11 protein-coding genes are annotated in these 13,924 nt (G+C 49.8%); 9 read left to right on the top strand and 2 right to left on the bottom strand.

Translation table 11 applies throughout. From position 1 onward, the window contains the following. The gene (gene fhuE, locus HA51_RS02420) at positions 1 to 2,178 is read right to left on the bottom strand and encodes a ferric-rhodotorulic acid/ferric-coprogen receptor FhuE (protein WP_084931688.1); all 2,178 of its coding nucleotides are present in this window, start codon (positions 2,176 to 2,178) and stop codon (positions 1 to 3) included. Positions 2,179 to 2,623: 445 nt separating this feature from the next. Here fhuE and HA51_RS02415 point away from each other — a divergent pair, with 445 nt between their 5' ends. Further along, positions 2,624 to 3,715, top strand: a complete 1,092-nt coding sequence (locus HA51_RS02415) for a YncE family protein (protein WP_084931687.1) — start codon at positions 2,624 to 2,626, stop codon at positions 3,713 to 3,715. 172 nt (positions 3,716 to 3,887) lie between these two features. Here HA51_RS02415 and HA51_RS02410 read toward each other — a convergent pair whose 3' ends face one another. Further along, positions 3,888 to 4,766: an AraC family transcriptional regulator gene (locus HA51_RS02410; protein ID WP_084931686.1), complete on the bottom strand. Its 879-nt coding sequence runs from the start codon at positions 4,764 to 4,766 to the stop codon at positions 3,888 to 3,890. A 755-nt stretch (positions 4,767 to 5,521) separates the two neighbouring features. Between HA51_RS02410 and HA51_RS02405 the strand changes: the two genes are divergently transcribed. The 8 genes from HA51_RS02405 to HA51_RS02370 all read left to right on the top strand — a co-directional run bounded on the left by HA51_RS02405 (position 5,522) and on the right by HA51_RS02370 (position 13,916). Further along, positions 5,522 to 6,931: a sugar porter family MFS transporter gene (locus HA51_RS02405; RefSeq protein ID WP_084931685.1), complete on the top strand. Its 1,410-nt coding sequence runs from the start codon at positions 5,522 to 5,524 to the stop codon at positions 6,929 to 6,931. A gap of 15 nt (positions 6,932 to 6,946) precedes the next feature. Next, positions 6,947 to 7,960 (top strand): Gfo/Idh/MocA family protein, encoded by a 1,014-nt coding sequence (locus tag HA51_RS02400; protein ID WP_084931684.1) that lies wholly within the window; start codon positions 6,947 to 6,949, stop codon positions 7,958 to 7,960. Positions 7,961 to 7,991: 31 nt separating this feature from the next. Beyond that, the gene (locus HA51_RS02395; protein ID WP_084931683.1) at positions 7,992 to 8,420 is read left to right on the top strand and encodes a PTS mannitol transporter subunit IIA; all 429 of its coding nucleotides are present in this window, start codon (positions 7,992 to 7,994) and stop codon (positions 8,418 to 8,420) included. 27 nt (positions 8,421 to 8,447) lie between these two features. Next, entirely contained in the window at positions 8,448 to 9,389 is a 942-nt protein-coding gene (locus tag HA51_RS02390) for a sugar phosphate isomerase/epimerase family protein (RefSeq protein WP_084931682.1), read from the top strand. Positions 9,390 to 9,787: 398 nt separating this feature from the next. Beyond that, positions 9,788 to 10,327, top strand: coding sequence for a sugar dehydrogenase complex small subunit (locus tag HA51_RS02385; RefSeq protein WP_084931681.1), 540 nt, complete (start codon positions 9,788 to 9,790; stop codon positions 10,325 to 10,327). A 20-nt stretch (positions 10,328 to 10,347) separates the two neighbouring features. Continuing rightward, positions 10,348 to 11,976: a GMC family oxidoreductase gene (locus HA51_RS02380; RefSeq protein ID WP_084931680.1), complete on the top strand. Its 1,629-nt coding sequence runs from the start codon at positions 10,348 to 10,350 to the stop codon at positions 11,974 to 11,976. A 2-nt stretch (positions 11,977 to 11,978) separates the two neighbouring features. Then, on the top strand, positions 11,979 to 13,358 hold the full coding sequence (locus tag HA51_RS02375; RefSeq protein WP_084931679.1) for a c-type cytochrome: 1,380 nt from the start codon (positions 11,979 to 11,981) through the stop codon (positions 13,356 to 13,358). A gap of 57 nt (positions 13,359 to 13,415) precedes the next feature. After that, on the top strand, positions 13,416 to 13,916 hold the full coding sequence (locus tag HA51_RS02370; protein ID WP_084931678.1) for a sugar dehydrogenase complex small subunit: 501 nt from the start codon (positions 13,416 to 13,418) through the stop codon (positions 13,914 to 13,916). Positions 13,917 to 13,924 lie beyond the last annotated feature (8 nt).

The raw sequence follows: 13,924 nt of genomic DNA, 5'->3' as shown, positions 1-13,924 counted from the left end.
TCAGAACTGATAGGACACGCTAACTGAATAGTTTCGCGGCTCACCGTAGACATAGTTGCTCATATAGGTGTAGTACTCACGATCGAATAAATTATCGATGTTAGCCTGTACGGCAACCTGCTTAGTCACCTGATATCGGGCGAACAGGTTTGCCAGAGGGTAGCTTCCCTGATACACGCGTTGTGTATTGCCATCGGGTCCAGTGACATCTTCAAAGACGCGGTTCTGCCAGTTGAGTCCGCCACCGATTGTCAAGTCAGGCAACATCGGGACTTGATAACGTGTAAACAGCTTAAACTGCGTTTGCGGTTGGTCTGAGTTATAACGGCCATCGGAGTCACGTGCGACGTAACGTGTAGCGCCGAAGGTTAACTGCAGATTGTCCGTCAGTGCGCCGTTTAATTCGAACTCAGCGCCTTTACTGCGTGCGCCTTTGGTGGCGACGTAAGCCTGTTCACTACTGTTGTTAACGTAGACGCCCGTTTCTTGCGTACCTACATTCTCTTGTTGAATACGGAAGATAGCGAAGGTTGCCGTCAAGCGACCATCATACCAAGCGGATTTCAGGCCGGTTTCATAGCTTTTCCCGGTCACTGGAGAAAGGTAGCTACCCGCGCTGTTGCGATAGGTCTGCGGTTGGAAAATGGAGGTGTAACTGGCGTACGCGGACCAGGTATCATTGATGTCATACACCAGACCTGCATAAGGTGTGGTGTTGTTTTTGGTCATGTTGCCGCTGCTGCCGTTAGTGCTCCATTGGGTGTAGCGTGCGCCAACGATCAATGACAACGGATCCAACAGCGAGAAACGCGCTGCCGTGTAGGCTGATTTCTGACGGATGACGTCATTAGCATTCAGATACCATCCTTGCCAATCTGGCTCGGCAATATTCCCGGTCCAGTTATTGTTGAAGGCGCCCATATCGGCTGAGGTGATGTCATATTCATCCAGGTCTGTCACGCCATCCTGGCTGTAGGTTTGGTTATGTTGTCGACTGTAGCTTACGCCTGCCATTAACTGATGCTGACGACCAAAAAGCTCAAACGGCCCACTGGCATAGCCATCAACCGATGTCAGCTCGCGTTTTCCCCTGTCGAGGCTGCCGTAACCCGTCGTGCCTTCGCCGGTGGTCTCATCAGGGTAAGCACTGTAAATATCCAGCAGCTTATCGCTGAAAGTGTTCTTGGCGTGCGTGCCGTTAAGGTGGAAGCTCCAGCCGTTGTCAAAGTTATGCACCAGATCGGCATACACTTTCTGGACTTCAGTGTGGTAGTAAGTCCAATCAGCTGAGGAGTTTAGGCTGCGATTGTAATGGGTGAGGGAGCCGTTGCTATAGAAAATCGGCAAGCCACCCCAGGTGGGATCGCGGGTATCCGCTTTCTCATAGTCATATCCGAGTGACACCGTGGTGTTATCGGTGACATCAGCATCAACCACACCATAAAGAAACTTCTTGTTTTTATGGTAGCGGTCTAACCAGCTATCCTGGTCCTGATAGCCCGTCACAACACGCCCACGTACTGAACCGTCACTGTTCAGGGGGCCGGCAACATCAGCGACATAACGCTGTTTATTCCAGCTACCGTAACTGGCACTGACGGAACCCGTAAAGTCTTTGCTGTCTGCGTGCTTACGCACCATGTTGACGGAAGCCGAAGGGCTACCCGCACCAGTCATCAGTCCGGTGGCACCGCGCACCACTTCTATACGGTCATAAATAGCCGTATCGGAGGCGGCATCGCCATAGTTCCAGCTATCACCTGTAGAAGTGGGGATACCATCAAAGGTGAAATTGGTGATTTTGAATCCGCGTGAATAATATTCGGAGCGTTCAGAATCGACCAGATTACTGCTGATACCCGTGGTGTTATTCAGCACGTCGGTCACAGTCTGTAACTGCTGATCCTGCATGCGTTGCTGGGTCACAACACTGACCGATTGTGGAACATCGCGTGGAGTCAGCAACAGCTTAGTGCCTGCTCGGGTGGTTTTTACTGCGTAATCCTGCTTCTCATTATCACCATTACTGTCAGTACTGGTGGCGTTGACCACCATATCCTGCTGGGTATTTGTCGCCGCTTGCGCGACAGAAGGATTAACTAGTGCATGAACAGCCACTGCTAATAATGAGACGCTGAATGTTTTCCGGATGCCTGAATCCCTGCCTGTTGAAGACATAATCGTTACCGTTATAAATGATTGTTATGTGAAGCCATTTCGCTTCGGGCGTAATGTTTGCGCTTGGCCACCTATTGTCTCAGGCAGAGAGGGCGCAATATGAATCTAATTAAGAACGCCAATGATAATCATTTGCTTTATAGAATCTTCAAAGGATTCAAAACAAACTGTAATAATATGTAAATTCATTAATAATCATATTATTAGTCGTTAATAAAACCCGATGATAACTGTTGTTTTCATTTTTTTTTGGTAGAAACAGGGCTGTTTTAGAAAAGCAGTACATCAGAAGTGTTGAAAAAACCGTCTTCCACCGAAGCGTCAGCACACAAATCTAAGCGAAAATTTGCTTACTTCATCTTAATGAGTATGATTCTCATTCTTTTTGTATTCTTTCGGCCGTTTTAAGTCGGCCGGAGCCGATCATCCATTGATGGAGTTCAGCATGAAATCGTTGTTTAGCCCGCGTAAAGCCGCTGTTGCCATGGCGGTCATCGCTGCATTTAGCTTGACTGCTTGTCAGGCGCCTGCCAAAAAAGCCGAAGCACCTGTTGCTCAAACTGTAAAACCGGTTGATACCGCAGTGACGCAACGCGTACTGGGCGACGGTCTGTATGAAATGGTCTACTCGCAGGATTCTAAAGGGCTATTTGTTGCCAGCGCACAGGCCTTTAAAGATGTGAACGGCGGCATGATTTACCGTCTGGATCCCGCCACCCTGGCGACCAAAGGCGAAACTCATACTGACCTGAAAAACTTCGGTGCTGCGATCGATGAGAAAGGGAGCGTGTTCTACACCACCAACTCACTGGATGGCGCAATCTCAAAAGTTGACGCTCAGAGTGGAAAAGTTCTGCAGCGCTTAGTGTTCCCAGGCAAGATCAGCAAAGAAGGTTACCCAGCGGGTGCGCGTGAAGTGCTGTGGCACGGCAATGAACTCTACGTAGGCCGCGTGGCCGATCCGGGCTACATCTCAGTGGTGGATACCAAAACCTTCAAGCTGAAAACTGAGATCAAGAACGCTGGCAAATGGGTAACGGGCATCATCTATTCACCTGTGACTGAGCGTATTTATGCAGCTAACGGTTCTGGTGAGATCTTGGTGATTAATCCAAAAACTCATAAAATCGAGAAGCGCTGGACTGCAGGTGATGGTAAAGAATATCTGTTCCTCAACATGGCAGAAGACCCATCTACTGGTCGTCTGTTCGTGACGGATGATTCCAAAGGGAAAGCCACCTTGGTATTTGATGAGCATACCGGCAAGGTTATCAAACGTATCGAAGGGGATTCTTTAGGCATCAAATTCAACGCCAAGCGCAATGAAATCTACATCAGCCAGCGTGAGTCGAAGAAAGTGCTGCAGTTGGATGCCACCACTTACGCGGTGAAAAACAGCTGGTCGTTCGATCAGAATCCAAACAGCCTGCTGATTGGCCCGGATGATAATACGCTGTATGTGACCTTGAAGGCCGAGTTCAATAAAGACTCGAGCACCAAAGGCGCGGACGGTATTGCACGTATTGCTCTGAAATAAATGTTAAACAGGGGAGGTTGTTTGATCTAAGACTTATCAAGTAACGTCCTGTTAAAGTAAGGCTGTCTTTCTTTACGAAAGGCAGCCTTTTTAATCTGTACACCCGAGAGAAGTCTGACAGCCCGCTCATCAGTTGCCTTACGGGAAGATATTGCAGTAATTATGTATTCCTTTACTGTTTAATCTGTGTCATTTCTCCCGTTAGCCAGAATTTTTTATAGCGTGCAGGTGGAATGCCGACAAGATTATGAAAGATGCGATGGAAGTTATTGACGTTATCGTAACCGACAGCGTTAGCCACCTCAGTGACACCCAGACTGGTGCTCAATAACAAATTTTGCGCCTCGCCAATTCGGCGACGCGTCTGATATTGTTTGGGGGAATAACCCGAGTAGTCTTTGAATACGTGCGCCAGGTAAAATTGATTCATATTTAAGGCAGCGGTGATCGAACTCAGAGCAATATCTTCTTTGTAGTGATTATCAATGTAATCTTTGATGCGTTGTCCCAGCAGGGTGTTATTGCTCTCCTGCTCTTGTTTGTTTTCCATCCAGATATTGCGGCACAGTAATAACAGTACGCTCAGTAAGTTATCGCCGATTTCGGCACTGTAGAGACGTTTGCTGTTAACGTGCGCCCACATCTGATCAAATAACTGGCAAATTTCATCATAAAACTCACCGCTGGGCATCACGGCAGGTTGGGCTCGTGTGGTGAGAACATTGAGAGGCAAGCCATCAACCTTAAGTTGTTCGACACCGCAGCTGAAGATCAATAAATCCTCTGATGCATCAGGGCTTTCGTCATGGAGGACATTCGCGTTGAACAACATGATATCGCCTTGCTTAACGTTATAGCCACGGCCATCAATGTTATAGATGCCACTGCCTGAGCGAATGAACATCACTTCAAAGCGGTCATCATGCTTGTGCATGACGCGAGGAATGGCCTCTTCTTTACCTTCTGCTTTGCACATAAACGCCAGGCGCGGACGCAAACTATTGTCGAAACCGCGGGCGGAGGGATGTTGATTTATGCAAAAGGTAATCATGGTAGCTCCTGTTGTTATAGCGCTATTCTTGCATTAGTTTTCAGCCTCGTAATCATCAATTTTGCTTTTTACCGTTATTTAACTCATTGACTGATAAGGCGTTGAAAAGTTAAAGACTGTGCCGAGTGCTGGTTTTTGCTTTGATGACGTTTGGCTTAACTACAAACTTGATCGCCATCACACTTTTATTTTGATCAAAATTCATTCGAGCATTAAATGCCAGCGATGCATGATGATGCGCTGAGGTTCATGCACTTTCACTTATTAAGGATAAATTGGCAGCTAAAATGAAAATATCATCAAAATTGCGGTATCCAATAAGATTGAAAGACAAAAGTAGCGAAAGCACTGACGATAAGTGCCATTGAAGGTGTGCCATAGACGATGTGAAGCAAATTAACAAAAAGATGAAAAATAGACTGATTTTCCTTGTCTCTATTCTTGTTATGTCAACAAACAATACCTACAACGTGATGCCAATCACTTGTTTAGGTGATTTTGTAGTGGAATATATGATCTCTCGCACGCTGTTAAATCTCGAAACTGAGAGTGGCTGGTTTTTGAAATTCACTTTGATATAACGTTGTCGTAACGAGAAGGGGACTGGCAGCGCGTTCAGCGAGGCCAGGAAAATAACAATAACTATGTTGTGCATTAAATAAATGTTCTGATTCAGGCTGCGTAAAATTCCTCAGCGACAACTGACCAAAAATACGGCTTGCAACGGTGTTACCTTACAACCAGATGGAACAGCTATGTATAATAAAACTAACCTGCAAAATCCTCAGCGTATGCGGTTAATCACCATCGTTTCAACGATTGGTGGTTTATGCTTCGGTTACGATACCGGCGTTATTTCAGGTGCGCTGATATTTATGAAATATGATTTAAATCTGACGCCAACACAGGAAGGTTTTATCACCTCTTTCCTGTTATTTGGCGCAGCATTAGGTTCACTGTTTGGTGGTTATTTATCGGATAAACAGGGCCGGCGCAAAAATCTGTTATGGGTCGCCGCTATCTTTATGTTTGGCGCATTAGGAACGGCATTTGCCTGGGATGTACCCTCGATGATCGTGGCCCGATTTATTCTGGGCTTAGCGGTGGGATGTGCTTCGGTAACGGTTCCCATTTATATTTCCGAGTTAGCGCGAGCCGACCAGCGTGAACGCTTGGTGACGGTTAATGAACTCATGATCGTGACCGGTCAATTCCTGGCCTATTCCGTTAATGCGGCGATCGTGAACCTCTATCCAGAGATGCAGCACAACTGGCGCATCATGCTGGCGATTCCCGCACTGCCGGGTGCTTTGTTGTGGTTCGGCATGCTAATGATGCCAGAGTCACCACGCTTCTTTATTCGCCGTGGAGAAACTGAAAAAGCGGTCAAAGTATTGAAGACATTACGTCTGCCTGAAGAGGTCGATCGTGAAGTGAAGGAAATTCAGCAGATCGTTAAAGCTGACGAGGTGAAATTTAATCTCTTCGCCGAATTAAAAAACCGTTGGGTGATACAGCTGGTATTGATTGGTTTGATGATCGTCCTCGCCACGCGTGTGACTGGGGTAAACACCATCATGTATTACGCACCCACCGTGCTGAAAGCCACGGGGCTGGGTGACGCTGCAGCGGTAACCGGCGCAGTGGCAAACGGTATTATTTCGGTATTGGCGACGCTGCTGGGCATGGCGTTGATAGGTAAGCATTCACGCCGTAAAATGTTTTTCACCGGTCAGGCAGGGGTCACCGTAAGCTTGGTGTTGATTGGCTTGGCGTTCAAATTATTCTTCCACACTGAAACCATTAACGGCGTTGATACGCTGCATGCCAATTTCGCTAACGCACCTTACGTCATTCTTGGCTTGATGTTGGTATTCCTGGTGTTTATGCAGGGTTGGATTGCGCCGGTATTCTGGCTGATGTTAGCGGAAATCTATCCATTAAGAATGCGTGGTGTCGGCATGGGCTTTGCGGTATTTGGCCTGTGGATCTTCGACTTTATGATCCAATCGATCTTCCCTTATTTGCTTGGCCATTACGGTGGCGGCATGACCTTCGGCTTCTTCGGTGCTACCAACGTCATCATGCTTATTCTACTGGTGAAATATTTGCCAGAAACGCGTGGCCTGACTTTAGAACAGATTGAAAAGAAATTTCGTTTTTAACTTGAGGATAGATAAATGACAGTCAAAATCGGCTTAATTGGTCTGGGCATGATTGGCCGGGACCATCTGAAACGCTTCCACGATGTTATTTCCGGCGCACAAGTCACCGCTGTTTGCGATATTAACCACACAACAGCCGATGCTGTGGCCAACGAATATGGTGCCACCGCGTTTTATGATGCGGAAGAGATGATCAATTCCGAATTGGTCGATGCAGTATTTATCTGCTCAATTGGTCCGGTACACAAAGCGCAAATTTTGGCGGCCTTTAAAGCGGGCAAGCCAGTATTCTGCGAGAAACCGCTGACACCAACGGCTGATGAATCGAAAGAAATTATTGATGCAGAAGTTAAAGCGGGTAAGCGCCTTTTACAATTGGGCTTTATGCGTCGTTTTGACCCGGGTTATCAGGCGCTGAAGCAGTCAATTGAGGGTGGTGCGTTGGGCGACATCATGTTGATTCACTGTGCTCACCGTAATCCGTCTGTGCCAGAGAGCTACACGCTTGAGATGGCGGTTAACGACTCCGCCACTCACGAAATCGACATCATTCGCTATTTGTTGAACGAAAACATCACGTCTGTGCGTGTAGACAAGCCGCGTAAGAAAACCAGCCGGGCATTGCCGCACTTGCAGGATCCGCTGATTGTGATCTTCGAAACCGAATCCGGTGTTCGTATTGACGATGAACTGTTTGTGAACTGCCACTACGGTTACGACATCCGCTGCGAGGTGATCGGCGAAAATGCTATTGCCGCCTTGACGGAGCAACAGTTCATCAGCACCCGTTCACTTAACGGCAATGCCCAGCACATTGCGCAATCTTGCATGGAACGTTTTGCAACGGCTTACGATCGTGAGGTTCAGCACTTTGTTGACAGCGTGCGTGATGGACGCGAAATGAGCGGCCCTTCCTCCTGGGATGGCTACGTCGTCGCGCTGGTCTGTGATGCCGGTCTGGCCTCCCTGAAAGATGGCGAAAAACATGGCGTGGTGATTCCAGAGCAGCCAGCGCTTTATCGCTTATAACCTAACTTCTCGCGGAAAGTGAGGAATGACGATGTTGAAACTGACGGAAGATGCGCTGCATTTGCAATGTCGGGCAGCCAATAAAAACCAAGCCATTGAGATTGCCGCAAAGGCGTTAGAGCAGGCCGGTTATGTAAAACCGGGTTTTATCAATGGCATGTTAGCGCGTGAAAGAAGCATCTCTACTTATATTGGGGCGGGTATTGCTTTCCCTCATTGTGCGAAAGAGAACCTCGATCAAGTGATTAAAACCGGATATCAGGTTTTCCAATTTCCAAATGGTGTGAGTTGGGGTGCTGGAAAAGTGGTGTTTGTCGTCGTTGCTGTAGCGGCAACCGAAAATGAACATATTCCACTGTTGGCTGATATTGCCAATTTGCTTGGCGATGAAGTGAAAACGACGTTATTAGCCAATGCAAAAACCAAACAAGAATTTATCGAACAATTTGAGAAAGCGTGATTTACGCACCAGATGAAGGATTAAACAATGAAGCTTGCATTATGTACTGACGTTCTGGCGGATTTACCTTTCGCGGCGATGCTGGATAAAGTTAAAAGCTACGGTATTGAGGGCGTAGAAATGACGGCGGGTGGATGGTCACCGTGCCCGCACGTGAAAACAGAGGAACTGCTGGCATCGCCAGAAAAACTGGAGAAGTTCAAGCAAGAACTGGCTGAACGTGAAATGCGCATTGTGGCGCTAAACTGCTCGGGGAACCCGTTGGCGCCGGGTGAATTAGGTGAGACACACACTAAAAGCAGCTATCGCGCGGTTGAGTTGGCAGGCAAGTTGGGCGTGAAAAAGATCGTGATGATGAGTGGCTTGCCAGGTGGGGGGCCAGAAGACCGCGTGCCAAACTGGATTACCTCTACGATTTCATGGCCAGATTATATGCCGGGTGTGGTCGACTATCAGTGGAATGAGGTGGCCATTCCATGGTGGAAAAAATTTGTCCAGCACGCTAAACAGCATGGCGTCGAACAAATCGCGATTGAAGAGTTCCCATGTCAATTGGTGTACAACCCCTCGACATTGCTGCGCCTGCGTCACGAGGTGGATGACATGATCGGCATGAACCTCGATCCTTCGCACCTGATCGCGATGGGCGCGGACCCGATTGCTGCTGCTCGTAAGCTGGAAGGGGCGGTGTTCCACGTCCACGGCAAGGACGCGCGCATTGAGCGTGGTTTGGCAGACGTTGACGGCTTGATGGAGTATCAACCGGTGACTAACACGAAAACCCGTACCTGGAACTACGTTGCAGTCGGTTGCGGTCAGGATCTGAAGTGGTGGAAAGAGTTCTTCTCTGTACTGCGCATGACCGGTTACAACGGCGACGTGTCGCTGGAGATGGAAGATCTTACCATGAGCGTGGAAGCAGGCTTGCAGACTTCAATTGATGCGCTGAATGCAACGTTGAGCAAGTAGGTTTCTGCTGTTTTACAAGCCGCTGTCTCTTTGGGATGGCGGCTTTTTTTTAGGGTCAATATAATTCCGCACATCGCACATCGCACATCGCACATCGCACATCGCACATCGCACATCGCTCTGCTCTCATCTTTATTGCGACCTATATCACCCGAAGTGATTAGTTGTTAGCTTTTCATGCCCGACTTCGCTCATTTTTGATTTTAAAACATCATTACGTATGGCTTTTGTTTAAGAACCATTTATTATATTAAAAGTCCGTGTCGTTATAAGGCATCTGATTAACGTTGCGTTATGTGATTGTTAACTGACGGTGCTGTTACGTTATTAAAATAATTAGATTTTTTACCTTCGCCTTGCGATGGGTTTTGAGCCGTGTCACTAACCAGGGATACACCATGAGTAAGTTGCAAGACCTGCCGCTTGGCGAGGTCCAGTTGTCACGTCGGAGAGTGTTACTGTCCGGCGTTGTGATCGTGGCTGGCGGCCTGATCACCTCGGCGCTTCCGCGTTTGGCGTTTGCTGACTCGTCGAAAAATTTCATTCCTTTCATGCAGATATCACGTCTTCTGGTCAATCACAAACTGGATGATGCGGTCGGGCAGCGCATGTTGGCGCTGTTGGAGCTCGAACAGCCGGATTTAATGACAAATCTCAATCATCTGCTGGCGATTGCCAACGCCAATAAGGCACAGATCGTTGAAGACTTCTTCCCGGCGATTCCAGAAGGTGCTTTGCAGCAACTGGCGCACAAGATCATCTTTGGCTGGTACTCCGGCTGCCTCGAACCGAAACGTTCGGCAAAAGCGTTCGCTTATGAACAGGCGCTGACCTGGCACACCACGATGGACACCATCACGATTCCGTCTTACGGCATCAGTGGGCCAAATAACTGGCAGCGCACCAACACACCGGTTCTCCCCGTACCGCAATTCTGACCTATAAAAGAAGATAAAAAATGGCAGCTCCTTCTCAGTCACCCGTGGTGATCGTTGGCACCGGCGTGGTCGGTGTGGTGATCGCTGAGCAACTGCTTGATGCCGGCATTCCGGTATTAATGCTGGAAGCCGGCCCGCGCGTTTCGCGTGCCGAAATCGTTGAAAATTATCGCAATCTACCCTTGGCGGCCAAAGGCAACCCGATTGAGTGCTACCCGTCACGCGATTGGGCTCCGCATCCGGAACCCGCCGGGGCGGGCAAAGGGTATCTGCAATTAAGCGGCGAAGACTCTTATGCGCAAAGCTATGTGCGCTATGCGGGCGGATCGACCTGGCACTGGGCGGGTACATGTTGGCGCTTAACGCCTGCGGATATGCAATTGCATTCTCGCTACGGGGTTGGCCGTGACTGGGCGTTTGATTATGAGACGCTGGAACCTTATTACGCCCGTGCTGAATATAAACTCGGTATTTGCGGACCGGACGATCCGGCACTGCAATGGCCACCGCTGCGTTCGAAACCTTATCCGATGCCCGCGCTCCCGTTTGGACCAGGTGAAGCACGCTTTACCGAAGTGGTGCGCGAGAAGCTGGGGTTGCACAACATCCCTACCGCGCAGGCCCGTAACAGCGGCATGTCCTATGACGATCGCCCAGCCTGCTGCGCCAATAACAACTGTGTGCCGGTTTGTCCGGTTGGTGCGAAGTATGATGGTGCGACTGCACTTTCCCGGCTCGAAGCCAAAGGTGCCACCATTCTTGATAACGCCGTGGTGTGGCGTATTGAAACCAATGCCGGCAACAAAATTGAAGCGGTGCATTACTACGATCATCACAAGCAAACCCATCGTGTCAGCGGCAAGCTGTTCATCATTGCATGTAACGGGCTGGAAACGCCAAAGCTGCTACTGATGTCTACGGACTCTCGCAACCCGAACGGCATTGCGAATAGCTCCGACCAGGTCGGTCGCAATATGATGGACCATCCACAAATCACCATGACCGTGACGCTGGATGAGCCTTACTGGGCGGGCGTAGGCCCGGTGGTGAACAGCGGCATTATGGAAACCTCGCAAGGCGATTTCCGTTCTGAGCATGCTGGTGCTTACTTCCGCTTCAACAACTTTGCGCGCAACCGCTTCGTCACCTTTGGCGCACTGGAGAAAGGGCTGGTGGGTAAAGCACTGGATGAAGAGATCCGCCGCATGACCGCCTGTACCGCCGATATCGTGCTGGCGCATGAGATCCTGCCTGATGCCAATAACCGCCTGACGCTGAGTGATAAAAAGGATTGGCTCGGTCTGCCGAAACCGGCCATTCACTACGATGTGGGCGACTATGTTCGCCGTTCGTACCAGAGCTACTCCAAACCGATCGCTGACAAGATTGCCGAAGCGATGGGCGCGATCGATAAGAAGTTCTCTAAACAATACAACCAGAGCAAGCACATTATGGGTGGCACCATCATGGGTAACGACCCGGCTAATTCGGTAGTGGATAACGAGTGTCGCGCTCACGATCACCGCAATCTGTTCCTGCCGGGCGGCGGGGCGATGGCAAGTACCGCGTGCGGTAACAGCACCTTGACGATGGTGGCGCTCGCCTTTAAAGCCGCTGATGCCATCGTTAAACAGGCACAGGAGGCGTAATCATGTTAAAGCTAAAACAGATCGCGCTGTTTCTCGCCCTGACAAGTGGCGCCGCTCATGCCGCTGATGATGCCTTGGTCAAAAAAGGCGAATATTTAGCGGTAGCCTCAGATTGTACCGCCTGCCATACCGCAGAACATGGACAGCCTTTTGCGGGTGGGAAAGTCATCGAATCACCGGTCGGTGAAATCATTGCCACCAACATCACGCCGTCTAAAATCGCGGGCATTGGCCAGTACAGCGAGCAGCAATTTGCTGACGCCGTGCGCAAAGGTGTGCGTGCCGATGGTGCCAATCTCTACCCGGCGATGCCTTACACCGCCTACGCTACGTTGACGGATGATGATGTCCACGCGCTCTACGCTTACTTCATGTCTGGTGTTCAGCCGGTGGATAAGAGCACCGAAGAGACGCATCTGCCATTCCCCCTCAATCTGCGCTTCTCAATGATGTTTTGGAACGCGCTGTTCTTAAAAGCGCCGGGCTACACACCGGATGCTTCTCAATCGGCGAGCTGGAATCGCGGTCGTTATCTGGTTGATGGTGCAGCACACTGCAGTACCTGTCACACGCCGCGTGGTTTCCTGATGCAAGAGAAAGAGGGGGATGCCTTTACCGGTGCGCAGGTTGGGCCTTGGTTTGCACCGAACATTACCGCTAATTCAGTGAGCGGGATTGGTCAGTGGTCGCAACAGGATCTGATGACCTACTTAAAAACGGGGCGTCTTGCGGATAAAGCCCAAGCCGCAGGTAGCATGGCAGAAGCGATTACCCACAGCTTCCAGCATTTATCCGACGCAGATTTAGCGGCGATAGCCGAATATATGAGCAGCGTGACGGATGAAAATGCACCTGCTAGCGGTGCATCGCGTTTCGAACAGGGCAAGGCTGCACAGAATTTAGTGGCATTCCGGGGGGATGCGTTTACCGCACCCACCAGCGATGAGGGGGCGCGTTTGTTCTCTGGAAACTGCGCGTCATGTCATGGCAGCAGCGGTGAAGGAACAAAAGACGCATTTTATCCAAGCCTATTCCATAATAGTGCTACAGCGGAGCGCAATCCTTCGAACCTGATCGCCACCATTCTCTACGGTGTACAGCGTCCTACCGCAAAAGGTGATGTCTTTATGCCACCCTTCGGATCCCAGCCGAATGCGCTCAATCACCTTGATGACCAACAAGTTGCCACACTATCGAACTGGATATTGCACCATTACGGTAACGTGGAAGTGACAGTTTCACCTGAGCAAGTGGCTGAGATCCGCCGTGGCGGCCCCTCTTCGCCGCTGGTGATGCTGGCGCAGGTCGGCGTGGGCGTGGGTGCATTGATCGTTATTGCGCTGCTGGTGTGGTGGCTAATGCGCCGCAGATATAAAAAATAGATTCGATTTTTACTCTGTCGCCTGTCATCGCGGGCGACGCTTTTACTGGAAGACATTATGACGCACTACTCACGCCGCCGCGTGTTGAAGATGGTCGGCCTGGTGACTATAGCCAGCGCCGCAGGCCAGCTTTTACCGTTGCCGCGCCTGAATGCCGCGCAATCACTGATTAATGTGACTGGGCTGGACGATTTTATGCAGGTCTCACAGTTGCTGACGCAACAAGAAAACCTCAATGCCACGGTGGGTCGTGCGCTGTTGCTCGCCCTTACCCAAACGCAAAAAGGTTTTCTTCAGGCGCTAACGCAGTTGAAAACGCTGTTACAGAATCAGCCAGAGCTGTTGCAACAGGATCATCTTACATTTGCCGCTGATGCAGACAGCGAAAAGCTGGCAAAAGCGATCTTGGGGGGTTGGTATAACGGTGTGGTCGGCAAAGGCAATCACGCACTTTACGTCACTTACGTGAATACACTCGCCAATCTGCTGGTGGATGACAAATTAGTGCCGCCGGGCTTTTCTTACGGCGAGTGTGGTAGCTGGGCACAACAGCCCTGATTCAGAGA

Source organism: Pantoea rwandensis (assembly GCF_002095475.1).
Taxonomy (GTDB): domain Bacteria; phylum Pseudomonadota; class Gammaproteobacteria; order Enterobacterales; family Enterobacteriaceae; genus Pantoea; species Pantoea rwandensis.
The sequence above is the reverse complement of the archived record's forward strand: the minus strand, read 5'-3'. Positions and strand labels throughout refer to the sequence as shown.

What these genes read in the sequence shown, in the direction of transcription:
- HA51_RS02395 (WP_084931683.1), top strand. Translation starts at nt 7,992, where the DNA reads ATGTTGAAACTGACGGAAGATGCGCTGCATTTGCAATGTCGGGCAGCC.
- HA51_RS02375 (WP_084931679.1), top strand. Translation starts at nt 11,979, where the DNA reads ATGTTAAAGCTAAAACAGATCGCGCTGTTTCTCGCCCTGACAAGTGGC.
- HA51_RS02400 (WP_084931684.1), top strand. Translation starts at nt 6,947, where the DNA reads ATGACAGTCAAAATCGGCTTAATTGGTCTGGGCATGATTGGCCGGGAC.
- fhuE (WP_084931688.1), bottom strand. Translation starts at nt 2,178, where the DNA reads ATGTCTTCAACAGGCAGGGATTCAGGCATCCGGAAAACATTCAGCGTC.
- HA51_RS02410 (WP_084931686.1), bottom strand. Translation starts at nt 4,766, where the DNA reads ATGATTACCTTTTGCATAAATCAACATCCCTCCGCCCGCGGTTTCGAC.
- HA51_RS02385 (WP_084931681.1), top strand. Translation starts at nt 9,788, where the DNA reads ATGAGTAAGTTGCAAGACCTGCCGCTTGGCGAGGTCCAGTTGTCACGT.
- HA51_RS02370 (WP_084931678.1), top strand. Translation starts at nt 13,416, where the DNA reads ATGACGCACTACTCACGCCGCCGCGTGTTGAAGATGGTCGGCCTGGTG.
- HA51_RS02415 (WP_084931687.1), top strand. Translation starts at nt 2,624, where the DNA reads ATGAAATCGTTGTTTAGCCCGCGTAAAGCCGCTGTTGCCATGGCGGTC.
- HA51_RS02405 (WP_084931685.1), top strand. Translation starts at nt 5,522, where the DNA reads ATGTATAATAAAACTAACCTGCAAAATCCTCAGCGTATGCGGTTAATC.
- HA51_RS02390 (WP_084931682.1), top strand. Translation starts at nt 8,448, where the DNA reads ATGAAGCTTGCATTATGTACTGACGTTCTGGCGGATTTACCTTTCGCG.
- HA51_RS02380 (WP_084931680.1), top strand. Translation starts at nt 10,348, where the DNA reads ATGGCAGCTCCTTCTCAGTCACCCGTGGTGATCGTTGGCACCGGCGTG.